The organism is Helicobacter pametensis ATCC 51478 (assembly GCF_000518225.1).
GTDB classification, from domain to species: Bacteria; Campylobacterota; Campylobacteria; order Campylobacterales; family Helicobacteraceae; genus Helicobacter_G; species Helicobacter_G pametensis.
This window is the reverse complement of record NZ_KI912401.1, coordinates 468,337-489,426: the sequence shown is the minus strand read 5'-3', so window position 1 is coordinate 489,426 and position 21,090 is coordinate 468,337. Positions and strand designations below refer to the sequence as shown.

The 21,090-nt window shown below is 39.8% G+C and carries 24 protein-coding genes and 1 other RNA gene; 18 read left to right on the top strand and 7 right to left on the bottom strand.

The genetic code is table 11. The annotated features are described in order from the left end of the window. Positions 1-92: 92 nt before the first annotated feature. The 4 genes from T391_RS0107080 to rpsT form a co-directional block, all read right to left on the bottom strand. On the bottom strand, positions 93-1,655 hold the full coding sequence (locus T391_RS0107080; RefSeq protein WP_027327744.1) for an autotransporter outer membrane beta-barrel domain-containing protein: 1,563 nt from the start codon (positions 1,653-1,655) through the stop codon (positions 93-95). Positions 1,656-1,946: 291 nt separating this feature from the next. Continuing rightward, positions 1,947-2,462 (bottom strand): dihydrofolate reductase family protein, encoded by a 516-nt coding sequence (locus tag T391_RS0107070; RefSeq protein ID WP_027327743.1) that lies wholly within the window; start codon positions 2,460-2,462, stop codon positions 1,947-1,949. After that, positions 2,459-3,529 (bottom strand): peptide chain release factor 1, encoded by a 1,071-nt coding sequence (gene prfA, locus T391_RS0107065; protein WP_027327742.1) that lies wholly within the window; start codon positions 3,527-3,529, stop codon positions 2,459-2,461. Before prfA ends, T391_RS0107070 begins: the two co-directional genes overlap by 4 nt. A gap of 83 nt (positions 3,530-3,612) precedes the next feature. Next, the gene (gene rpsT / locus T391_RS0107060) at positions 3,613-3,888 is read right to left on the bottom strand and encodes a 30S ribosomal protein S20 (RefSeq protein ID WP_027327741.1); all 276 of its coding nucleotides are present in this window, start codon (positions 3,886-3,888) and stop codon (positions 3,613-3,615) included. A 95-nt stretch (positions 3,889-3,983) separates the two neighbouring features. Between rpsT and glmM the strand changes: the two genes are divergently transcribed. Then, positions 3,984-5,333, top strand: coding sequence for a phosphoglucosamine mutase (gene glmM, locus T391_RS0107055; protein ID WP_027327740.1), 1,350 nt, complete (start codon positions 3,984-3,986; stop codon positions 5,331-5,333). A 14-nt stretch (positions 5,334-5,347) separates the two neighbouring features. Here glmM and T391_RS0107050 read toward each other — a convergent pair whose 3' ends face one another. Continuing rightward, positions 5,348-5,671 (bottom strand): DMT family transporter, encoded by a 324-nt coding sequence (locus tag T391_RS0107050; RefSeq protein ID WP_027327739.1) that lies wholly within the window; start codon positions 5,669-5,671, stop codon positions 5,348-5,350. Beyond that, positions 5,668-5,988, bottom strand: a complete 321-nt coding sequence (locus tag T391_RS0107045; RefSeq protein ID WP_034584083.1) for a DMT family transporter — start codon at positions 5,986-5,988, stop codon at positions 5,668-5,670. The genes T391_RS0107050 and T391_RS0107045 overlap by 4 nt, the downstream gene beginning before the upstream one ends. Before the next feature lie 168 nt (positions 5,989-6,156). Between T391_RS0107045 and lspA the strand changes: the two genes are divergently transcribed. The 13 genes from lspA to T391_RS0106980 all read left to right on the top strand — a co-directional run bounded on the left by lspA (position 6,157) and on the right by T391_RS0106980 (position 16,149). Then, entirely contained in the window at positions 6,157-6,606 is a 450-nt protein-coding gene (lspA, locus tag T391_RS0107040) for a signal peptidase II (protein WP_034584310.1), read from the top strand. Positions 6,607-6,644: 38 nt separating this feature from the next. Beyond that, entirely contained in the window at positions 6,645-8,456 is a 1,812-nt protein-coding gene (gene thrS, locus T391_RS0107035) for a threonine--tRNA ligase (protein ID WP_027327736.1), read from the top strand. Then, the gene (infC, locus tag T391_RS0107030; RefSeq protein ID WP_027327735.1) at positions 8,453-8,968 is read left to right on the top strand and encodes a translation initiation factor IF-3; all 516 of its coding nucleotides are present in this window, start codon (positions 8,453-8,455) and stop codon (positions 8,966-8,968) included. Before thrS ends, infC begins: the two co-directional genes overlap by 4 nt. Positions 8,969-8,993: 25 nt before the next feature. Next, positions 8,994-9,188, top strand: coding sequence for a 50S ribosomal protein L35 (rpmI, locus tag T391_RS0107025; protein ID WP_027327734.1), 195 nt, complete (start codon positions 8,994-8,996; stop codon positions 9,186-9,188). Positions 9,189-9,270: 82 nt separating this feature from the next. After that, a complete protein-coding gene (gene rplT, locus T391_RS0107020) occupies positions 9,271-9,624 on the top strand; it encodes a 50S ribosomal protein L20 (RefSeq protein ID WP_027327733.1) in 354 nt (117 codons plus the stop codon). Between the two features lie 97 nt (positions 9,625-9,721). Next, a complete protein-coding gene (locus tag T391_RS08480) occupies positions 9,722-10,210 on the top strand; it encodes an META domain-containing protein (RefSeq protein WP_051420685.1) in 489 nt (162 codons plus the stop codon). A gap of 6 nt (positions 10,211-10,216) precedes the next feature. After that, entirely contained in the window at positions 10,217-10,807 is a 591-nt protein-coding gene (locus tag T391_RS0107010) for a YigZ family protein (protein WP_034584302.1), read from the top strand. A gap of 40 nt (positions 10,808-10,847) precedes the next feature. Next, on the top strand, positions 10,848-11,300 hold the full coding sequence (gene hemJ / locus T391_RS0107005; protein WP_027327731.1) for a protoporphyrinogen oxidase HemJ: 453 nt from the start codon (positions 10,848-10,850) through the stop codon (positions 11,298-11,300). A gap of 1 nt (position 11,301) precedes the next feature. Then, positions 11,302-12,702 carry an argininosuccinate lyase gene (gene argH, locus T391_RS0107000; RefSeq protein WP_027327730.1) on the top strand — a complete coding sequence of 467 codons (1,401 nt, stop codon included), beginning with the start codon at positions 11,302-11,304 and terminating at the stop codon, positions 12,700-12,702. Further along, on the top strand, positions 12,695-13,393 hold the full coding sequence (ubiE, locus tag T391_RS0106995) for a bifunctional demethylmenaquinone methyltransferase/2-methoxy-6-polyprenyl-1,4-benzoquinol methylase UbiE (RefSeq protein WP_027327729.1): 699 nt from the start codon (positions 12,695-12,697) through the stop codon (positions 13,391-13,393). The genes argH and ubiE overlap by 8 nt, the downstream gene beginning before the upstream one ends. Beyond that, a complete protein-coding gene (locus T391_RS0106990; RefSeq protein ID WP_027327728.1) occupies positions 13,393-14,004 on the top strand; it encodes an outer membrane beta-barrel protein in 612 nt (203 codons plus the stop codon). The genes ubiE and T391_RS0106990 overlap by 1 nt, the downstream gene beginning before the upstream one ends. Beyond that, a complete protein-coding gene (locus T391_RS0106985) occupies positions 14,001-15,620 on the top strand; it encodes an AAA domain-containing protein (RefSeq protein ID WP_051420683.1) in 1,620 nt (539 codons plus the stop codon). The genes T391_RS0106990 and T391_RS0106985 overlap by 4 nt, the downstream gene beginning before the upstream one ends. 37 nt (positions 15,621-15,657) lie before the next feature. Beyond that, complete coding sequence (locus T391_RS0106980; RefSeq protein ID WP_027327726.1) at positions 15,658-16,149, top strand: GlcG/HbpS family heme-binding protein; 492 nt, start codon at positions 15,658-15,660, stop codon at positions 16,147-16,149. A 5-nt stretch (positions 16,150-16,154) separates the two neighbouring features. Here T391_RS0106980 and ffs read toward each other — a convergent pair. After that, positions 16,155-16,252: signal recognition particle sRNA small type (ffs, locus tag T391_RS08545), an RNA gene on the bottom strand. Between the two features lie 111 nt (positions 16,253-16,363). Here ffs and carB point away from each other — a divergent pair. Genes carB through dapF form a run of 4 tightly spaced genes read left to right on the top strand, consistent with a single transcriptional unit; the run spans position 16,364 to position 21,082 of the window. Next, a complete protein-coding gene (gene carB / locus T391_RS0106975) occupies positions 16,364-19,630 on the top strand; it encodes a carbamoyl-phosphate synthase large subunit (protein ID WP_027327725.1) in 3,267 nt (1,088 codons plus the stop codon). Next, positions 19,630-20,061, top strand: a complete 432-nt coding sequence (locus T391_RS0106970) for a Sua5 YciO YrdC YwlC family protein (RefSeq protein WP_027327724.1) — start codon at positions 19,630-19,632, stop codon at positions 20,059-20,061. Before carB ends, T391_RS0106970 begins: the two co-directional genes overlap by 1 nt. Then, positions 20,061-20,309, top strand: a complete 249-nt coding sequence (locus T391_RS0106965; RefSeq protein WP_027327723.1) for an RNA-binding S4 domain-containing protein — start codon at positions 20,061-20,063, stop codon at positions 20,307-20,309. The genes T391_RS0106970 and T391_RS0106965 overlap by 1 nt, the downstream gene beginning before the upstream one ends. Then, on the top strand, positions 20,309-21,082 hold the full coding sequence (gene dapF, locus T391_RS0106960) for a diaminopimelate epimerase (protein WP_034584078.1): 774 nt from the start codon (positions 20,309-20,311) through the stop codon (positions 21,080-21,082). The genes T391_RS0106965 and dapF overlap by 1 nt, the downstream gene beginning before the upstream one ends. The last annotated feature ends 8 nt before the right edge of the window (positions 21,083-21,090 follow it).

Below are 21,090 nucleotides of genomic sequence, written 5' to 3'. Positions count from 1 at the left end.
GGTAATCACAAAGCGATGATTAGAGCCTAAGGATAGGCACTGGCAAGAGTGAAAAGAAGATCAATCACAAAGAGAAGCTATTCTCTGCTTTCTTACTTTTGATCTTTGTCTTTTTGACTGTTTCCATTGGGAATAACAGAGAAAAACTGGAGATATCTAAGTGATGTAAGTAGGTTGTCAATCGAATTTTTTAAAAAAGAATTTGAAAATATCTTAGCTGAGACTGTATTGAGAGAATTGACGAGTTTTTCTACCTTCATAACTTGAAGGGTTTTTTGAAATTTGATTTGACTAACGATTTGCTCTTCGATTCGTGGTTCCTCGATGACTTCTTCCAAAGTTGGTTCAACTGGTTGGATAAGTTCAGTTGGTTGAACTGGCTGAATAGGTTGAAGAATCTCGATAGGTTTGATCGGTTCAGGTTCTTCTGGCTGAATTTCCTCGATTTCTAACTTCAATGGAGCAAAATCTTCCCTTGCATTGGCTTTTTGAATAACCGGCGTATAATTCCCTTCTCCAAAGCTATATCTCACACCAAGATTGACTTGGTAATCTATATTGATCTTCCCTCCAAAACTTCTCTCAAAATCAAAGTAAATCCTCGTGTTGTCCTTGACTATTAGATTTGTTCCGATATTAAGTATAAATCTTCCAGTTGGAGACAGGGTTTGTAGGGAAGTTGTTTTGCCTAGATTCGCTTTAAGTGTGATTTCTCCTCCATAGATGTAATCATAAGCATAATAAGTCCCGACATACAGAGAGGCTTTGATGGGTCGATTCTCTGTAAAGTTTTTAAAATCATATATCCAATTTGTTCCAACTTTTGCTCTTAGAGTGAGTATCTTGTTTTGAATGCCTTGAAGATTTGCTCCTTCCAAAATCTGAGTAAATTCTGTTTGACTAAAATATCCTACTCCCACTTCTGCCTGCGGATCTATATTCCATTCTTTGTTTTTACCTAAAGCAAAGCGATAGCCAAATTCTTCTGAAATATTCAATGCAAAATTATTACTCTTGTAGCTTGAATTCCGTTCCTTTATTTCAATGTTGCTAATGATATAGCTAAATTTTAAGATATTACTATTGAACCATCCTTCATCTTCTATATGGGCGTTATAGACTGCAAGCTCGATAGCATGACTCATATTTTTGTTAAGTGCTTTTGTACTCTCATCGATATTTGATTTTTCTTTGGAATCTGTGGAAGCATTGGCATAAGAGAGTGCAATTCCCCAATAATTATTCACCCCTTTGGATCCTGTTGCGTAGTCATATCCGATCTGAAGAGTTGTGTAGATACTTTTTGTCTGGATGGCATAATCTGCAGAAAGTTGTCCTGTGAAGATTCTAGTCCACACTCCATGGGTATTTGCATTGTTCCTAAGCTCCCCCATCCTTTTATTGAGGGAGTTAAAGTTGATCAAATACAGACTGTAATTGACGCCTAGTGCCGAAGCTGAGGCAACGGCATTTTTTACGCAAAAAGCTGGCTGATTATTGGATGCTGATGATGTATTTGTGCATGTTGATGCATTCATTATGCCTGCGCTCAATGTCAAAGAAGTGGTGATTAGTGGAAAAAATTTCATCCTTTGCCTAGAGCATTTCTGTGAGAGAAATTTTGCGATTCGCGTACTTTTTTGATCAACTTTCATTCTATGGGTCCTGCTAGAGAAGTATTAAGAATGTGCTCAAAGATAAAGATAGTGTAACTGTATTCTATTGTATTTATAGCTTTTTTGTGTATGTTTTCAACATAAAAAACCAAAATTATATCCTAAAAATAATTCTTTTTTCTTGATATACCAAAATTTGTCCAAGAAATTGATTTATTTGTGAGCGATGAAGTATTCTGGGTGCAATTAATGTTTTATTTGACATCGTTTTGATATGTTGAGGTTTTAAAGCTTGAAGTCTTGGGATTTGAAAAATAATGGATGACGAATCTATTTTCTAAAAGCATATCGCAAGTCTGTGATTCCATTATAGCTCTCTGTCCCTAAGAGTTTGAGTTTATAAGAGAGTTGAGATTGGGGGAAGAGGGAGATCCCATTGCCTAAAAGCATGGGAATGATGCTGATATGAAGCTCATCGACATAGCCAAGTTCCAAGAACTGATGCACGAGATTTGCTCCTCCACATAGCCATACTTTTTTGTCCTTGAGGTTTGGAAGTAGGGTGTGAAAGTCTTGAGTGAAGCTGAGATTGGGAAGCGATGGAGTGGGATGGCGGGTGAAGATGTATGTGTGTTGATTGGGATATGGCCAAGAGTGAGGGGAGAGCTCCTGTGTGATTTGATCGTAAGTTTTTCTCCCCATAATGATCACATCAATCTCTTGGATAAACCTCTCATAGCTTCCTATAGCGTCATTTTCAGAGCCATCTCCATTGATCCAAGCAACTCCTCCATCCAAATCAGCGATGTAGCCATCCAAACTCATTGCAATATAGAGAATGATCATTGCTCCCCATGTCCCCCCATGGCTTCACTTTGAGCATGTGTGATCAATGGAGTGATCACAGCATCTAGTTCTCCTCCTAGCATAATCTCCTCAAGACTATAGAGCGTGAGGTTGATTCTATGATCTGTGAGGCGATTTTGGGGATAGTTATAAGTGCGGATACGCTCGCTTCTATCTCCACTTCCAACTTGGTTTTTTCTAGCTTCAGCATTTTGACTTTGTTGAGCTTCGATCTCAGCCTCATAGATTCTGGCCTTCAAGATCTTCATTGCCTTATCTTTGTTTTTGTGTTGAGATTTTTCATCTTGCATTGAGACACTGATGCCTGTCGGGATATGAGTGATTCGCACAGCAGAATCTGTAGTATTGACACACTGACCCCCATGTCCTCCAGCACGAAAAACTTCGATTTTGAGATCATTTGGGTTGATGGAAATCTCCACATCATCGACCTCTGGCATGATTGCCACAGTTACAGCAGAGGTATGAACACGCCCTTGAGATTCTGTCTCAGGGACGCGCTGGACACGATGTGTGCCTCCCTCGTATTTGAGTTTGGAGTAAGCCCCATGTCCTTTGATGAGCGCGATGATCTCTTTGTATCCACCGACATTGTTCTCACTTGAGCTCATAATCTCAACTTTCCATTTTTGCAAATCCGCATAGCGACAATAGGCCTTGAAGAGATCTCCTACAAAGATTCCTGCCTCATCACCACCTGTTCCTGCGCGAATCTCAAGATAAATATTTTTATTGTCATTGGGATCTTTTGGGATAAGCAAGAGTTTGATCTCTTCTTCTAGCTGTATTTTTCTCTCTTCTAAGATTTTTAACTCTTCTTTTGCAAGCTCACCTAGCTCTTTGTCTTCCAATAAGACTTTGTTGTCCTCGATACCTTGCAAAGTCACAATATACTCGCGTGCACTTTGAGCAATAGATGCAATATCACTCTGTTCTTTGCTAAGGGTGGTGAGGGCTTTGATGTCGTTGATGATTTCAGGAGTGCTAAGGAGCGTTGTGATTTCTTCATAGCGTGCAATAATGGGTTTTAGTTTATCTACAAGCATAGAATACCTCGTATATCTCTAATGATTATCTATTTGTGGTGAATGTGATGGGCAAGGCCCATCGATGATAGGATGTAGTTGTGTTAGGCGGTTTGGAGGGCAAACTTCTTGACATAAGCATTGAGTCTGCTAACTTTTCTTGAAGCAGTGTTTTTCTTCAAGATCCCTTTACTGACAAATTTGTGTAATTCTCTATTTGCAATCTTGAGACTTTCTTGTGCTTTATTGAGATCTTTAGCACTGACTGCTTCTCTAACGGCGCGAATGATATTTTTCATTCTAGTGCGGTAATATCGATTTCTCTCCGTTCTCTTAATGGTCTGTCGAATTCTTTTTTCTGCAGATTTGTGATTTGCCATGTTTAGCTTAGTCCTTTTTGTGAATTTAAGGCTAAAATTATGCCTTCTAAGATTTCAAAATAAACCTAGGATTATACTTTAAAAATGGAGAAAAAATGAAAATTTTTGGAACTGATGGTGTGAGGGGTAAGGCTGGCGTTGATATCACTTCTATGAAAGTATTAAAGCTTGGCATAGCCGCAGGAATCTATTTTCGCAAACATTCAATCACCAATAAGATCTTGGTAGGCAAAGACACAAGGCGTAGCGGCTATATGATAGAAAACGCCTTGGTATCCGCGCTGACTTCTGTGGGTTTTGATGTGATTCAGATTGGACCGATGCCAACACCAGCAATCGCATTTTTGACAGAAGATATGCGCTGTGATGGTGGGATTATGATTAGTGCTAGTCATAATCCTTATGAAGATAATGGGATTAAATTCTTTGATCGTTTTGGTTTCAAACTCGATGTCCAAGCAGAAAGAGAGATTGAAGAGATTTTTGCTGATGAGAATCTTTTGGAATCTGCTCTTAAAAGTGGCAAAGAGATTGGGAGTTCTAAACGCATTGATGATGTGGTTGGGCGCTATATCGTGCATATCAAAAACTCTTTTCCCAAGGATTTAAATCTACAAGGAGTGCGTGTCGTCCTTGATGTAAGCAATGGAGCTGCATATAAAGTCGCGCCTTTGGTATTTGATGAACTTGGTGCTGATGTGATTGTGATCCATGATGAACCCAATGGATTCAATATCAATGAACAATGTGGGGCACTCCATCCTCAAGGGCTTGCAAATGCTGTGAGAGAATATCGTGCTGATATAGGTTTTGCTTTTGATGGAGATGCAGATCGATTGGTCGTTGTTGATGAGAAATCAAATATTATCGATGGAGATAAGCTTTTGGGGGCTTTAGCTCTCTATCAAAAACAAATCAATGCCCTTACAAGTCCCAAGATCGTCACAACGCTAATGAGTAATCTTGCACTCGAAGAATTCTTAAAAAAGCATGATTTAGAATTGATTAGGAGCAATGTGGGAGACAAATATGTCCTAGAGGAGATGCAAAAAAATCATGCAAATTTTGGGGGAGAGCAAAGTGGGCATATTATTTTTTCTAATTTTGCAAAGACTGGAGATGGGATCACAAGCGCTCTTCAGGTGATGGCGATGGTTAAGCATTCTCAAAAACAAGCCTCCAAGGTTCTTACTCCATTCGATCTGTATCCAAGCATCTTGGTGAATCTGAATGTTGCTTCAAAGCAAAATCTTGATGGGCTTAAAGGCTATAATCAGATGATCCAAACAATTCAAAAGAAAAAAATGCGCCATTTGATTCGTTATTCGGGGACAGAAAATAAGCTTAGAATTTTATTAGAGGGCAAGAGTGAGCGAGAGATTTCAGAAATGATGGAGGAGCTTATAGAGTTTTTCAAAAATGCTTTGGGTGAAGTGCAGGGATAAGCACTTCTTGGGCATCAAGACACAAGCTTGAGCCCAACCATCGAGGCGATGATGACAATCAGACAGAGGGTTTTTTGAATCGATAGAAGCTCTTGGTAAAAAATGCGCGCTGCTATCACTCCTCCACTTGCGCCAATCCCAGTCCATACAGCATAAGCAATACTCATGTCTATCGTTTGCATTGCTAAAGATAGGAGACCCAAAGAGAAGCAAAAGTTTAATGCCAAAATCACAAGCCATTTGATGAGAGATTTACCTTGTGAATGTGCTACCTTTTTAAAAATCAAAATGCCAAAAATCTCAAAGATTCCAGATGTGATCAAATAAATCCAGCTCATTTGATCTGACCTTTTGATGGTTGATTGGATAATTTGATGCCGATGATTCCAGCAAGCAATAAACAAATGAGCGAAAATTTTGTGACATCAAAACCAAGAGAAAACATATCAATGATGACCAACCCACTTGCTCCAAGTCCTGTATAGATTGCATAAGCAATACTTACCTCAAGAGTTTTGCAAGCTTGAATAAGGCAATAAAAAGAGATCATAAGAGAAAGCGCAATGCTAGCAATACCCCAAAAATCACCTACAGCATGTTTTAGTCCCCATGCCCAATAAATTTCAAAAATAACACCTATAATAATGTATAGCATGATTATCCTTTGAGATGGCATTGAGTAAAAATGCAATGATAACAGTTATAATTATTTTTTGATCACTTGGATCGCTGTAAAGATAGAGTTGAGAGGGAAGAGAGCTTGCAAAAAGAAATCACTTTGTGTCCATGTAAAATATGGGAAAATCTAAAGAATAATCCCAAAATGATATTGATTTTTTTGATTTTGAGCGTTTGTGTTGTTTGGATTGATCAGGAGATCAAAAAGATTATTCTTGATGGATTTAGATATCAAGGAGATGTGATTTCTATCGTTTATATTCTTAATAATGGCGTTGCTTTTTCGATGTTTGAATTTTTGGGAGAATGGCTGAAGTGGATACAGCTTGCTTTTGTTATGCTACTGGGATATGGTGTATTGGCATCAAAAGATTTGCTCAAAAATCATGTTTTAGAATTTGCACTGATTGTTGGATCTGGAGCATCCAATCTCTATGATCGCTTTGTGGTTGGGGGTGTTGTGGATTATGTGTATTGGCATTATGGATTTGAATTTGCAATTTTTAATTTTGCGGATGTGATGATCAATCTTGGGATTGCAATCTTTATCTTGAAACTTTTATTTCAGAAAAAAACCCCATCTCCTAGTGTATAATCACAGCTTTTAGTGAATTTTAATGATATAGAGGTTATATGTCTGAAATCATAGGCATCAAAAATGCTGAAGGAGTTTTTGATCTTTGCACTGCTAGGGAGTTTGGGCTAAAAGGAGAAGAAGTCGTATTTGATAATTCAATAGAATCTCTTTCCATCTTGCGTCACTCTTGTGCTCATTTGATGGCACAGGCAATCAAAACACTTTATCCAGAAGCAAAATTCTTCGTCGGTCCTGTAGTAGATGAGGGCTTTTATTATGATTTTGAGGTTAGTTCAAAGATCTCTGAAGAGGATTTGGGCAAGATTGAAGAAAAGATGAAAGAGTTGGCCAAGCAGGGCTTTGAAATCTCTAGAAGAACACTTCCAAGAGAAGAGGTGATCAAGCGTTTTGAGCATGATGATCTTAAGATGGCTGTGATTTCAAGGATTGATTCTCCAACTCTCAGTCTTTATTCTCAAGGAGATTTTGAGGATCTATGCCGTGGTCCTCATCTTCCTAACACAAAGTTTCTTCATGCTTTCAAACTGACAAAAGTTGCTGGCGCCTATCTTGGAGGAGATGAAAAAGCCAAGATGCTCACTAGAATCTATGGAATCGCATTTGCCGATAAAGATTCTCTTAAGCACTATCTTTTCCAGCTTGAGGAAGCCAAGAAGCGTGATCATCGCAAACTTGGTGTTGAAATGGGGCTTTTTACTTTTGATGAAGATGTAGGAGCAGGTCTTCCAATCTGGCTTCCAAAAGGAGCACGACTTAGACGCACACTTGAGGGCTTGCTGACAAGGGCGCATATTGTCCGATATTATGAACCTGTGAGAGGTCCAGAGTTGCTTAAAAGTGATCTTTGGAAGATTAGTGGGCATTATGCAAATTATGGTGAGAATATGTATTTCACACAAATTGATGAGGTGGAATATGGCATAAAGCCTATGAATTGTGTGGGACATATCAAGGTTTATCAGAGCTCGATTCGTTCCTATCGGGAGCTGCCATTGCGATTTTATGAATATGGCGTTGTGCATCGCCATGAGAAAAGTGGGGTGCTGCATGGATTATTGCGTGTGAGGGAATTTACCCAAGATGATGCACATATTTTCTGTAAGCCCGATCAGATTAGAGATGAAATCATTTCGATCATCAAATTTGCTCAAGCCATTATGGAGGCTTTTGGATTCCAATATGAAATGGAAATCTCAACCAAGCCTGAAAAATCTATCGGAGATGAAAGGATTTGGGAGATCTCAACTCAAGCGCTCAAAGATGCCTTGAGTGCTTGTGGGATTGCTTATGGAATCGATGAGGGGGGCGGGGCATTTTATGGTCCAAAAATCGATATGAAGATCACAGATGCTATTGGCAGAAAGTGGCAGTGTGGCACTGTGCAGATTGATATGAATCTCCCACAAAGATTTGCTCTTGAATATATTGATGAGGACAATACACCCAAGCAACCTGTGATGATACATCGCGCGATTTTGGGGTCATTTGAGCGATTTGTAGGGATTTTGATCGAGCATTTTGCGGGAGAATTGCCATTTTTCATCGCTCCAACTCAAGTGATCATTATTCCAATTTCTCAAGATCAAGTCAGATATGCACAGGATCTAAGAGATCAGATCCTAGAGCGTGGAGCTTATGCTGAGATTTTCAATAAAAATGAGACCTTAAGCAAGCGTGTGAGAAGTGCTGAGAAACAAAAAGTCCCTATGATCATTGTATTGGGTGAAAAAGAGATAGAAAGCAAAATTCTACCTATTAGAGATCGAAGGGAAAAATCACAATATGAGCTGAGTGAGGAAGAGTTCCTCAAACTTGTAGAAACTAAAATGAAAGAGGTTAGCTTTTGAGCAAAGAAGAGACATTACTCAATGAAGAGATTCGACTAAAAGAAGTGCGTTGTATTGGTGAGGGTGGGGAGCAGTTTGGAATTATGAGTTCAAGAGAAGCTTTGGAGCTTGCTGTTCAGCATGATTTGGATCTAGTGTTGATTTCACCCAATGCCAATCCTCCAGTCTGTAAAATTATGGATTATGGAAAATTTAAATATCAGGCTGAGAAGAAACAAAAAGAGGCACGCAAAAAACAAAAGCAAATCGAGATCAAAGAGATTAAACTTTCTGTTCAGATTGCTCAAAATGATATCAATTACAAAGTCAAGCATGCACGAGAATTTTTGGAGAATGGAAAACATGTGAAGTTCCGTGTATTTCTTAAGCAAAGAGAGGTTGGAATCCCAGGAATAGGGTTAGATCTCTTGGGCAAGGTTCAAGAGATGCTTGAAGATATTGCTACTGCAGAAAAAGAAGCCAAACTTGAGGGTCGTTATGTCAATATCTTGTTTGTGCCAAGAAAGAAGTAATTAATCTTATGAAAGGAGAATGAAAATGCCAAAGATGAAAACCAATCGTGGTGCAGCGAAGCGCTTCAAGGTCAAAAAAAACTTGGTTAAGCGTGGCAGTGCTTTCAAAAGTCATATCTTGACAAAGAAAGATCACAAAAGAAAAGCAAATCTCAATGCACCCAAATATGTTCATGATACGAACATGGATTCGATCAAGAAGCTATTGTGTATGGCTTAAGGATAGAATGAGTTGTTGTCCCCCTAAAAATAGGGAAAGTTTGATGAAAATCACACCTTATGAATAAGGTAAAGGAGAAAGAATGAGAGTAAAAACTGGAGTGGTGCGAAGAAGACGCCACAAAAAAATCTTAAAGCTCGCTAGAGGTTTTTATAGCGGGAGAAGAAAACATTTCCGTAAAGCAAAAGAACAGCTTGAAAGAAGCATGTATTATGCTTTCCGTGATAGAAAGCAAAAGAAGAGAGAGTTTAGAAGTTTGTGGATTGTCAGAATCAATGCCGCTTGTCGTATGCATGAGATTAGCTATTCTAAGTTTATGCACGGTTTGAAACTTGCAAATATCGAGCTAGATCGCAAGATTCTTGCAGATATGGCCATGAATGATATGAGCGCATTTTCAAAGATTGTAGAAAGCGCCAAAAAAGCTTTGCAATAATTTACATAATGTGCAAAATAGGGGGTTTTGGGGGGTTTGTTTGATTTTTTTCCCTACAATTTATTAAAAATTAAGCATTGATTTATAAGAGGTTTGCATGAGAAGATTTAGTTTTATCTTTCAATTTGTTTTTATCGCACTTTTTTTAAATGGGTGTTTTCTTGCAAACATCTTTGATTTGGGACCAAAGATTGATCTAGCCAAAAATAACTGGAAAATCACATCTTTTACCTTGGGGAAGGAAACTTACACACCAAATGGATATGAAGAGATCCCTAGTCTGCGTTTTGACACTCAAGAGTTGAAACTCTATGGCAATACAGGATGCAATGCATTTTTTGCAACCTATGTATGGTTGGATGATCAAAAGCTTGAGATGCGCAATTCTGGTATGACAAGAAAGATGTGTTCTGAAGAAGCCATAAGATTTGAGCAGAAATTGATGGAAGAGTTTGATGGTGATTTTGAGGTGCATAAAGAAGGCAAAAATTTGATTCTCAAAAGAGAGAATCTCCAAATCACTCTTTCACCCCTAGAGGTTTCTGCCAATACAGCAACTCCTTCAAATGTCGAAAATAAGAATTGATTGAGAGTGGTATATACAGTTTCATCTCTCTATCAGGGGGTTTTTGAGAGTAGGGGGTCAAAATTTCTTTCTTTTTTATTTCCTTATATGCTTTTTGATGAAGTGATGCTAGATCTCAAAGATAAGCATCCCAAAGCTGTTCATTTTGTCTATGCATCTCGCAAAAAAGAATGTCAAATCATTGAATCATTTAGCGATGATGGTGAGCCAAAAGGAAGTTCTGGAGTCCCAACTCTTAATGTGTTGAGAGGAGAAGATTTGCTTGATGTGGGATTGATCACTGTGAGATATTTTGGTGGAACTCTACTTGGAGTAGGAGGATTGGTGAGGGCTTATACTCAAGCTGCTCAAACTGTGATTTTGAATGCTAGAGAAGATGGGGGGTTTGAGGAATATAGAGAATTGGTTGATTTTGAGCTTGAGATTCCTTATGCAGTTTTAAATCAAGTGCAGTATTGGATCACGCGATTAGGGATTATTGTGCGAGATAGAGGGTTTCAGAGTGAGTCTGTGAAGCTTTTATTGAGCACAACACAAGAAAATAAAGAAGAGTTTTTTAAAATGTTGCCCAATTTGGCTTATCAGAAAACTTGTTAGAATATAAGTTTTGAGTTTGTAGAAAATTAAGGAGAAAGTGATGGAAGCATACCAATGGCTCAAGGTTTTGCATATTTTAGCCTTTACCTCATGGATGGCGATGTTGTTTTATATCCCACGCTTATTTGTTTATCATGCTGAGCATATTCATAATGCTGGATTTAATGATGTAGTCAAGATTCAAGAGAGCAAGTTGTATTATTTTATTGGTTGGCCAGCGATGATTGCGACACTTGGAAGTGGTTTGGGGTTGATTTGGATCATGGGTGGGGGAGAGTATTTAAGAAGCGCTGCTTGGATGCATATTAAGCTAACTTTTGTCATTTTGCTTGTAGCCTATCATTTCTTGTGCGGAATGTTTATGAAGCAGTTTGCCAAAGGGGTGTGCAAACTAAGTGGGAAGTTCTTTAGAATCTTCAATGAGATTCCGACTTTGATTTTGATTGCGATTGTTTATTTGGTTGTTTTTCAACCAGCATTGTGGGTGAAATAAGATGGCAAAGCTTTGGTCTGGACGGTTTAGCAAAGATTCAAGTAAGCTTTTGGATGAGTTTAATGCCTCTATTCCTTTTGATCAAAAATTATGGGAGCAAGATATTAGGGGTTCAAAAGCACATTCTGATATGTTGTGTGAGATTGGGGTCTTGAGTGCTGAGGATAGAGATGCGATTCATCGGGGGCTTGATGAGATTGCATGTGAAATTTTAGAAGGGCGATTTGAATTCAAACTCAGTGATGAGGATATTCATATGGCAATTGAGGGGGCATTGATTGAGCGTATCGGAGATGCAGGTAAGAGGCTACACACAGCAAGAAGTCGTAATGATCAGGTTGCGCTAGATTTTAGATTGTTTGTATTGCAAAGCAATCAGCAAATCCGATCCAAACTTTGTGCATTGATTGACACGCTCCTAAAGATTGCTTCCAATCATACAGAGACGCTAATGCCTGGGATGACGCATTTGCAGCATGCTCAGCCTATCAATTTTGGATTTCATCTTGTGGCTTGGTGTTGCGCATTTAAGAGAGATGTGGAGAGATTGCAAGCAAGTTATGAGCGTCATAACTATTCACCCCTTGGTTCTGGAGCGTTGGCTGGTGTTCCTTATAGGACAAATCGAGAAAGCGTGGCTCACAATCTTGGATTTATCGCCCCCACGCTCAATGCGATGGATTCTGTGAGTGATAGAGATTTTGCACTTGATTTGCTCTATGAGATTGCGATGGTGATGATGCATATCTCAAGGGTTGCAGAAGAGCTTGTGCTGTGGAGTAGCTATGAGTTTGGATTTGTGAGTTTTTCTGATGAATATTCCACGGGAAGCTCGATTATGCCTCAGAAGAAAAATCCTGATGTTGCTGAGTTATTGAGGGGAAAAAGTGGGCGAACTTATGGGAATCTCATCGCACTTTTGACTGTGATGAAAGGGTTGCCTTTGGCTTACAATAAAGACACTCAAGAAGACAAAGAAGGAGTATTTGATAGTGTGCAAACAGCACTTATTTCTCTAGAAATTTTAGAGGCTTCTCTGCAAACTCTTACAATCCATACTGATAGGATGCATCAGATGGCTTTGATTGGACATATTAGTGCGACTGATTTGGCAGACTTTTTGGTGCAATCATGTGGGATCCCTTTTCGTGAGGCACATCACATCACAGGTGAGGTTGTTGCCTATGCAGAATCTAGAGGTGTGGATCTCTCTGAGCTGGCAGAAGATGAGATTTTGGGCTTTGATTCGCGTATCAAAACTGGTGTAAAGCAGGCTTTGGATTTGCATACTTCAATGAATGCTAGAGATTCTCTGGGGGGAACTTCAACAAAACAGACTTTGGCTCAAATTCAAATCTTGCAGCAATGGCTCACACTCAAAGCCAAGGATCACAATGGATAAACAAAAACAGATTGTTGAGATGTTTGATCGCATCGCCTCACGATATGATCTGGCCAATCGCATTTTGAGTTTTGGGATGGATGTGGGTTGGAGAAAAGAAGGATGTGAGCTTGCTCTAAAGAGACTTGGAAGAAGGGAGAATCTTAAGATTTTAGATGTTGCCTGTGGCACTGGAGATATGATTTTGCACTGGCAGGATCGCTTGAATTCTTGTGAATTTATTGGTGTTGATCCATCTGAGGGGATGCTCAAAGTAGCTCAAAGCAAGGTTGGAGATTGTAGGTTTTTACAAGCTCAAGCACAAAATCTTCCTTTGGATGATGAAAGTGTAGATGTGATTTCTATCGCTTATGGATTGCGCAATGTATGTGATTATCCTCTGGCATTGCGTGAGTTTTATCGTGTGCTCAAAAGAGGGGGGGTGCTTTTGATCTTGGAGTTTATGCATAATCCTAATCCATCTTTTTTAGATTCTATGGGTTTGTTTTATACACAGAAGATTCTTCCCATTTTGGGAGGATTGATCTCCAAAAACAAACAAGCTTATACTTATTTGCCAAATTCGATTGAAGAGTTTGCTAGTCTAGAAACCCTCAAAGAAGATTTGGTCAAGAGTGCCTTTGTGGATGTTTGGGCTAAGAATTACTATGCCAAGATCTCATCTTTAATTTTGGCTTCAAAGGAGAAGTAATGCGTTTTGTGTTGTTGATATTTGTGATAGTTGGAGCGTTATTTGGGACAAATTTGAATTATTTTGCAGGAGCTGGGATCACCTTTAGCTCACCTACTCTCCAAATTGAAGCTCGGGGCAAAAATGGAAGCAAACAAGAATTGGAGATGAACTCAAAATCCTATGTCCTCAGTCTCAATGGTGGTGTTCAGCAATACTGGGATCGTGAGGAATATGTCGGAGGGCGAGCGATGGGGGAGTTTGGGATCGGAGGAGCGAGTGTTGATAGTGGGATTGCTGGAGTGTTTTCACTCTCTGGTGCTTTGGATCTTTTGGTTGATTTCTTAAAGCAAGATTCTGTCAATCTTGGAATCTTTGGTGGATTTGAATATGGAATGACTTTTTTGGTTTCTGGCACTCGTGTCAATGGCTATGCCATCAAGAGTGAGACTTATAGTGCATATTGGAGGGTCGGTGCATCTGTGACTTTTGAGCGGATTCATCGTCTTGATTTGACTTATAAAGCTCCAATCTCTCCTTTGGCTCTTCCTACAGAAGTTTTGGCTGAGGAGACACGCCATCAGGTGTATTCTGGGGGGCAGTTTAGTTTGGGGTATAAATTATTATTTTGATTGAGACACTTGTTGATTCTGCTAGGGTTTATTATGACTATCTAGAAACTCATGGGCTTGGTGTAGAGATTATTCGCACCAAGTCTTTTCATTTTGAGGGGCAAAGGCTTTATATCTTTTTGGCTCAAAAACTCTTTAGCACTGATTCTTTGCTATTGCGTTGTGGTGGAAGGGAGTTTTATGTGGGTGATGAGGATGAGATTGTCCTCATCTCTTATGATGAGCAAAAACATATCTTACTCCTTGAGTTTATGATCCCAACTGATCTATTCAAAGAATTTGAGCTTTTAAGTGATCTAAAATTCTTAGTCAAAAATGTAGAGCATTTTTTTGCAAATGCCAATCTTACTTTTCCATCTCAGATTCCATACAAGCTTTGTGAGCAAGATATCCCTCTAGATCGCTTAAGCCATGATCAGGCTAGAGCACTTCGATCTATTTTCTCTTCTCCTTTAAGTTATGTTTGGGGTGCTCCTGGGAGTGGCAAAACACAAAGGGTGCTTTTTGAATCACTTTTATTTTTGATCAAACAAAACAAAAAAGTCGCCCTCATTGCTCCAACCAATAATGCCCTTGAGCTTGCACTCAAAACAGTGATCAAAAAATCTGATGAACTTGGGTTGGAGAGAAGCTTATTTTTGAGGCTTGGGGTGCCAAGTGCTGAATTTTTGACTCTTTATCCTGAGAGCTGTGATAGCAGTGCATTGGATAAAAAGCAGCTTTCACTCTTCTCTCTTGGCACCCCAAAGGAGAGGATGGAGCAAGCTTGTGTGATTGCGATGACATTAGATGGATTTATCAAGCGATATGAGGGGTTAAAGATCAAATTTGATCATATTTTTCTTGATGAATGTGGATTTGCTCCACTCATTAAAGTGTGTGCTCTATGCGCCAATCCTTCCCCTTTAAGTATGCTTGGGGATCATAAGCAATTGATGCCAGTGTGTGAGATGCCCCAAAAAGAGCTAGAAAAACACCCAAGAGCTAAGCTATGGAATCTATCTGCTTTATTTTTGGAATCTTTTTTTGAACTTCAAGAGGGGATTTTTGAGCAAAAACAATTACGATTGAAGCAAACAAAAACAGCGATCTTGAAAGAAACATTCCGATATGGAGATAATCTAGCTAGGCTCTTAGATGAGTTTGTGTATCAAAATGGTCTCAAAGGACGAGCAATAGAAAGTGAAGTGTATTATCTGGATTGCTCATCGTTGTCTCTTGAGAGTTTGAGGGGAGAGGTAGATTCTAGACATATTAGCCCCAAAGAGATTCAAGGTATCAAAACAATTCTTTCATCAATGAGTGGGAGTTATGCCATCATCACTCCCTTTGTCAAGCAGCGTCAAGCATTGATTTATAATGGAGTGCCTTATGATCGAGTTTTTACTATCCATGGATCGCAAGGACAAGAGTTTGATGATGTGATTTTCTCACCCGTTACCCTTCATTATCATCTCAGTGATTCATCTAATCCCTTAGCGCTTCAAGCACTCAATGTCGCAATCTCTAGAGTCAAAAAACGCTTGATTGTTGTGTGTGATGTGGGATTTTGGCAAAATCGACCTGATCAGTTTTTGTCTCGCATTTTGGCTATCGCTAAGAGATGGGAGAGATAAATTTGTATCAATTGACACCAAATAAAAAGGAGAAAGAATGAGAGCATTATTGATGATGGTTTGTTTTGTATGGGGGATGGCAGAGATTCCAAAAGAGCCAATCCTCAATCAAGAAATGACTTGGGGGATGTTGCAAGAAGCCTCCAAAAAAGCCAAAGAAAATGGGCATTTTGTAAGTATTACGATTGTTGATCGCTCTGGTGTAGTTTTGGGAGTTTTGAGAGATCATAGAGCAGGAGTGCATACGCTTAGGGCGAGTTATAAGAAAGCCTATACAGCCAATTCTCAAAAGCGTACAACTCAAATGATTGGACGAGGAATACAAGAGGGGAAAATCCCGCAAGATTTAAAATTTTTGGATGAAAACTTTACGACGATGGATGGAGGGATCCCTATTGTGATTGAGGGTGTTGTCGTGGGAGGCATAGGTGTAGGTGGAGCACATGGAGATGAAGACATCAAAGTCGCGACAGCTGGATTGAAGTTTTTGGAAAACTATTTGAAAGAATTGGAATCTCAGAAGAAATAATCAGCCCTCTTGCAGATACCTAAGGCACACAAAGAGAAAAAGTGCTCTGCTGTATTCCTACCCTGAAGCGTTGCTTCTTCTCTCCATTGCATAGGTCTGCAAAAGGAAGTGAAATATTACAAAAAAACATCCCAAAAATCTACAAAAGCCTTTGAATTTTCTGTGCAAGTCTTGTAGAATCTTGAACTTGAATTCCTGCAAAAAGTGAGAAAAAATGCCAAAACGCGATGATATTAAGAATATTTTATTGATTGGTTCTGGTCCCATTGTAATTGGTCAGGCTTGTGAATTTGACTATTCTGGGACTCAGGCTGCCAAAACTCTCAAGGAGTTGGGTTATAAGGTGGTGCTTGTCAATTCAAATCCAGCTACGATCATGACAGACCCAGAATTTGCTGATCGCACCTATATTGAGCCCATTAGTGAAGAGGTGCTTGCAGATATCATTGCCAAAGAAAATATCGATGCGATTTTGCCAACTATGGGAGGGCAAACCGCACTTAATATCGCTATGAGTATGGAAGAGAAAGGGATGCTTAAGGGGGTGAAGTTTTTGGGTGCTAATCCAGAGGCAATCAAAAAGGGAGAAGATCGTCAGGCCTTTAAAGAAGCAATGCTCAAAATCGGGATGGATCTTCCAAAGTCGCGTTATGCCTACACAGAAGAAGAAGCACTCAATGCAGCCAAAGAGATCGGATTCCCACTTATTATCCGTGCAAGTTTTACGCTAGCAGGTGGGGGGAGTGGGGTGGCATATAATATCGATGAGTTTAAGACATTGGCCAAAAATGGACTTGATGCCTCACCTATCAATGAAATCTTGATTGAGGAATCATTGCTTGGATGGAAAGAGTATGAGATGGAAGTGATTAGGGATTCTGCGGATAATTGCATCATCGTCTGCTCGATTGAAAATCTCGATCCAATGGGGGTGCATACAGGAGATAGTATCACAATCGCTCCAGCACTGACTTTGACAGACAAAGAATACCAACGCATGAGAGATGCTTCTTTTGCGATTTTAAGAGAGATTGGTGTGGATACTGGGGGAAGTAATGTGCAGTTTGCCATCAATCCTCAAACTGGGCGTATGATTGTGATTGAGATGAATCCACGCGTTTCGCGATCTTCTGCTTTGGCTAGCAAGGCTACAGGATATCCAATCGCCAAAGTTGCCACACTTTTGGCTGTTGGGTTTAGACTTGATGAGATCACTAATGATATCACTGGCACCACAGCGAGTTTTGAGCCAAGCATTGATTATATTGTCACAAAGATTCCAAGATTTACATTTGAGAAGTTTCCCACAGCAGATTCTACCTTGACGACAAGTATGAAAAGCATTGGTGAGGTGATGGCCATTGGCGGGACTTTTGCTGAGAGTATCCAAAAGGCACTTTGCTCTCTTGAAACAGGGCTATATGGGTTTAATTCAATTAGCTCTGATTTGGAAAGAATTCGTCATGAAATCCGTCGTCCCAATGATTCTAGACTACTTTATATTGCAGATGGATTCCGACAAGGATTAGGTCTTGATGAAATTCATGCTCTAAGCAAGATTGATCCTTGGTTTTTAAGACAGATTGAGGAAATCATATCTTTTGAGCAAGAGATCACACTCTCTATTTTGCAAGATCAAGCTTTGATGAAGAGGGCAAAGTCGCTTGGATTCTCAGATGCGATGATTGCTTATTTGCTGAAGTGTAATGAGGGGATTGAGATCACACAAAGCGAAGTATATCAAGCTCGATGTGCTCTTGAAGTGAAGCATCAGTATTTGCAAGTAGATACTTGTGCGGCAGAATTTACTTCTAGCACGCCCTATCTTTATTCATCTATTGGAAATTTTTCCAAACTTTCATCCAAAGAAGAGATTTTACCTCTAACAAATCAAAAAGTGATGATCATTGGTGGGGGGCCCAATCGCATCGGACAGGGGATTGAGTTTGATTATTGCTGTGTGCATGCCTCTTTTGCCCTCAAAGATATGGGGATTTCTAGCATTATGTATAACTGCAATCCTGAAACTGTGAGCACAGATTATGATACAAGCGATGTGCTTTATTTTGAACCTATTGATTTTGAACATGTGAGATCAGTGATTGAGAGAGAAAATCCTGATGGAATCATCGTGCATTTTGGAGGGCAAACGCCACTTAAGCTTGCCAAAGAGCTCACACGCATCGGAGCCAAAATCATTGGCACAAGTGCCAAAGTCATCGATGTGGCAGAAGATAGAGAGAAGTTTGCAGAATTTGTAGAAGCCAATCATCTCAAACAGCCTCAAAATGGAATCGCATTTAACAAAGAAGAAGCTCACAGTATTGCAAGCAAGATTGGATTCCCAGTTCTTGTGCGTCCTAGTTATGTGCTTGGGGGGAGGGCGATGCGGATTGTTTATAATGATGATGAATTGAGAGCATATATGGAAGAGGCAGTGAAAGTAAGTGAGAGTTCTCCAGTCTTGGTGGATAAATTCCTTGATCGTGCTATTGAGCTAGATGTGGATGCGATCAGTGATGGGGTGGATGTGTATATTGGTGGGATTATGCAACACATTGAAGAGGCGGGGATCCACTCAGGAGATAGCGCTTCATCTCTCCCACCCTCCACACTTTCTTCTGAGATGATCGCTCAAATCCAAGAAATGACTCAAAAGATTGCCCTCAATCTTGGCGTAGTGGGACTGATGAATGTGCAATATGCCATTTATCACAATGAGATTTATCTCATCGAGGTCAATCCGCGTGCAAGTCGAACAGTGCCATTTGTGAGCAAGGCCACAGGAATGCCACTAGCCAAGATTGCAACGCGTGTGATGTGGCAAGGTAATCTTAAAGAAGCTTTGGAGTTTTATGATCGTTTTGGGATGGTTGTATGCAAAAATGGAATCTATCAACACAAAGATCTCAAACATATCGCCATCAAAGAATCAGTCTTTCCATTCAATAAACTTAATGGAGCTGATGTCTCCCTTGGGCCAGAGATGAAAAGCACTGGAGAGGTGATGGGGATCAGTGAAAATTTTGGTGTAAGTTTTGCCAAAAGTCAAATTGCAGCCAAAAATACTCTGCCAACAAGTGGGAAGATTTTCATTTCTTTGCAGGATTTAGATAAGCCTTTTGCCTCTGCTTTGGCAAAGGATTTTATTGATCTGGGGTTTAGAGTTTGTGCTACAGGTGGGACATATAAAGCAATCATTGATGATGGAGTGGAGTGTGAGCTTGTTTTGAAAGTCAGTGAGGGTCGTCCAAATATTCAAGATGCACTTGCCAATCATGAAGTAGCGATGGTGATCAATAGCAGTGATGAGAGAAGCAATAAAACAGATACCAAATTTTTGAGAGAGCAGGTATTGAAATCCTGTGTGCCTTATTTCACAACGATCCAAGAGGCCAAAGCTGCGTGTAGTGCCATCCAAGAGATCAGCTCTCATAGCCCCTATCAGGCTAGAGCGATTCAAGATTTCTTAAACGATTGATGCAAGCTCTTTTTTTGGCACAGAGTGATACAACAGCTGGTTTTCTGTGCCAAGATCCTCATAAAATCAATAGGGTTAAGCAAAGGGGTAGTCAAAAGGTATTGATCGAGGTGGATTCTCTAGCGACTTTGCAGACTTTCACACGCACTCCTTCAAGATTCAAAAATCATATCAGACGATCAAAGAAAACAACTTTCATCTATCCTAATGGCTTGGCTATCAGGGTGGTGAAAGATGAACAGCATTTGAAGTTTTTAACTCGTTTTGGATGGATGTATTCTTCAAGTGCAAATCGCACCAAAGAGAGCTATGATGATACTTTTGCCTCCCAAGCAGTAGAGGTCATCATCAAAGATAGGAGAGGATTTTTTGAAGGTAGGGCATCAAAAATGATGAAACTCAACTCAAAGATTCAAAAAAGGATTCGTTAATGCGTCTTGATAAATTTCTTAATAGCACCAATCTTTTAAAGCGTCGCAGTGTGGCACAGGATATGTGTGAGCATGGCGCAGTTTTGCTCAATGCCCATGTGGCAAAAAGCTCCAAAGAAGTCAAAGTCGGTGATGAGATCACTTTGGTGTATTTAGATCATCAGGAGAGATATCGTGTGCTTGCTTTACCCCAAACCAAGACAATCCCCAAGTCACAAACTCACCTCTATGTCAAAAAGGAGGATTGATGCTAGAGTTTGAAAAATATAGTGCAAGTGGAAATGACTTCTTGATCACTGATCGATTCCCTTCTGATCTTAGAGGTGATGTGTTTGCTAGAGCTCTTTGTGATCGTCACTTGGGAATCGGGGCTGATGGATTGGTGATTGTGCATCCACATCATCAATATGCTTATCAGTGGGAGTTTTATAATAGCGATGGATCAAAGGCTGCAATGTGTGGAAATGCTAGCCGTTGTGTGGGGTTATATGCTTATTTGCATGCCCTAGCTCCAAGAAAGCATTGCTTTTTGAGTGGGGCTGGGGGGATTGGGGTTGAGGTTTTGCAGACAAGTTATCCTTATTGGGTGCGAAGCAATCTTGGAAAATATAAAGTTTTGGGTGAATTTGGAGAGTGGAGTTTGTTTGATACAGGTGTTCCTCATCTCATCGCATTGCTCCATTCAAAAGAAGAATTTGAAACTTTTGAGATACAGACTTTACAAAAACTAAGAGAGCAATATGATGCCAATGTCAATATCGCTTATTGTGATGGAGAGATTTATAGAATCAAAACTTATGAGAGGGGAGTGGAGGGGATCACGCTAGCTTGTGGGACGGGGATGGCTTCTCTTGTGGCTTTGCTCAATGAGCGCAAAGTTATGCAAGAAAAAGTCTGGATTGTCCCGCCAATGAATGAGCGATTGGAATTTGGTCTTGTTGAGGGGGAGATTTTTTTCCAAGGAAGAGTGTCTAGAATCGCACGATGCCATATCAATCTTCAAGATTTTGGAAACATCTAAGCTTGCTT

Excerpts from the sequence above, each read along its gene's own strand:
- T391_RS0107080 (WP_027327744.1), bottom strand. The coding sequence starts at position 1,655 with ATGAAAGTTGATCAAAAAAGTACGCGAATCGCAAAATTTCTCTCACAG.
- T391_RS0107070 (WP_027327743.1), bottom strand. The coding sequence starts at position 2,462 with ATGATCATTCTCTATATTGCAATGAGTTTGGATGGCTACATCGCTGAT.
- prfA (WP_027327742.1), bottom strand. The coding sequence starts at position 3,529 with ATGCTTGTAGATAAACTAAAACCCATTATTGCACGCTATGAAGAAATC.
- rpsT (WP_027327741.1), bottom strand. The coding sequence starts at position 3,888 with ATGGCAAATCACAAATCTGCAGAAAAAAGAATTCGACAGACCATTAAG.
- glmM (WP_027327740.1), top strand. The coding sequence starts at position 3,984 with ATGAAAATTTTTGGAACTGATGGTGTGAGGGGTAAGGCTGGCGTTGAT.
- T391_RS0107050 (WP_027327739.1), bottom strand. The coding sequence starts at position 5,671 with ATGAGCTGGATTTATTTGATCACATCTGGAATCTTTGAGATTTTTGGC.
- T391_RS0107045 (WP_034584083.1), bottom strand. The coding sequence starts at position 5,988 with ATGCTATACATTATTATAGGTGTTATTTTTGAAATTTATTGGGCATGG.
- lspA (WP_034584310.1), top strand. The coding sequence starts at position 6,157 with ATGATATTGATTTTTTTGATTTTGAGCGTTTGTGTTGTTTGGATTGAT.
- thrS (WP_027327736.1), top strand. The coding sequence starts at position 6,645 with ATGTCTGAAATCATAGGCATCAAAAATGCTGAAGGAGTTTTTGATCTT.
- rpmI (WP_027327734.1), top strand. The coding sequence starts at position 8,994 with ATGCCAAAGATGAAAACCAATCGTGGTGCAGCGAAGCGCTTCAAGGTC.
- rplT (WP_027327733.1), top strand. The coding sequence starts at position 9,271 with ATGAGAGTAAAAACTGGAGTGGTGCGAAGAAGACGCCACAAAAAAATC.
- T391_RS08480 (WP_051420685.1), top strand. The coding sequence starts at position 9,722 with ATGAGAAGATTTAGTTTTATCTTTCAATTTGTTTTTATCGCACTTTTT.
- hemJ (WP_027327731.1), top strand. The coding sequence starts at position 10,848 with ATGGAAGCATACCAATGGCTCAAGGTTTTGCATATTTTAGCCTTTACC.
- argH (WP_027327730.1), top strand. The coding sequence starts at position 11,302 with ATGGCAAAGCTTTGGTCTGGACGGTTTAGCAAAGATTCAAGTAAGCTT.
- ubiE (WP_027327729.1), top strand. The coding sequence starts at position 12,695 with ATGGATAAACAAAAACAGATTGTTGAGATGTTTGATCGCATCGCCTCA.
- T391_RS0106990 (WP_027327728.1), top strand. The coding sequence starts at position 13,393 with ATGCGTTTTGTGTTGTTGATATTTGTGATAGTTGGAGCGTTATTTGGG.
- T391_RS0106980 (WP_027327726.1), top strand. The coding sequence starts at position 15,658 with ATGAGAGCATTATTGATGATGGTTTGTTTTGTATGGGGGATGGCAGAG.
- carB (WP_027327725.1), top strand. The coding sequence starts at position 16,364 with ATGCCAAAACGCGATGATATTAAGAATATTTTATTGATTGGTTCTGGT.
- T391_RS0106970 (WP_027327724.1), top strand. The coding sequence starts at position 19,630 with ATGCAAGCTCTTTTTTTGGCACAGAGTGATACAACAGCTGGTTTTCTG.
- T391_RS0106965 (WP_027327723.1), top strand. The coding sequence starts at position 20,061 with ATGCGTCTTGATAAATTTCTTAATAGCACCAATCTTTTAAAGCGTCGC.
- dapF (WP_034584078.1), top strand. The coding sequence starts at position 20,309 with ATGCTAGAGTTTGAAAAATATAGTGCAAGTGGAAATGACTTCTTGATC.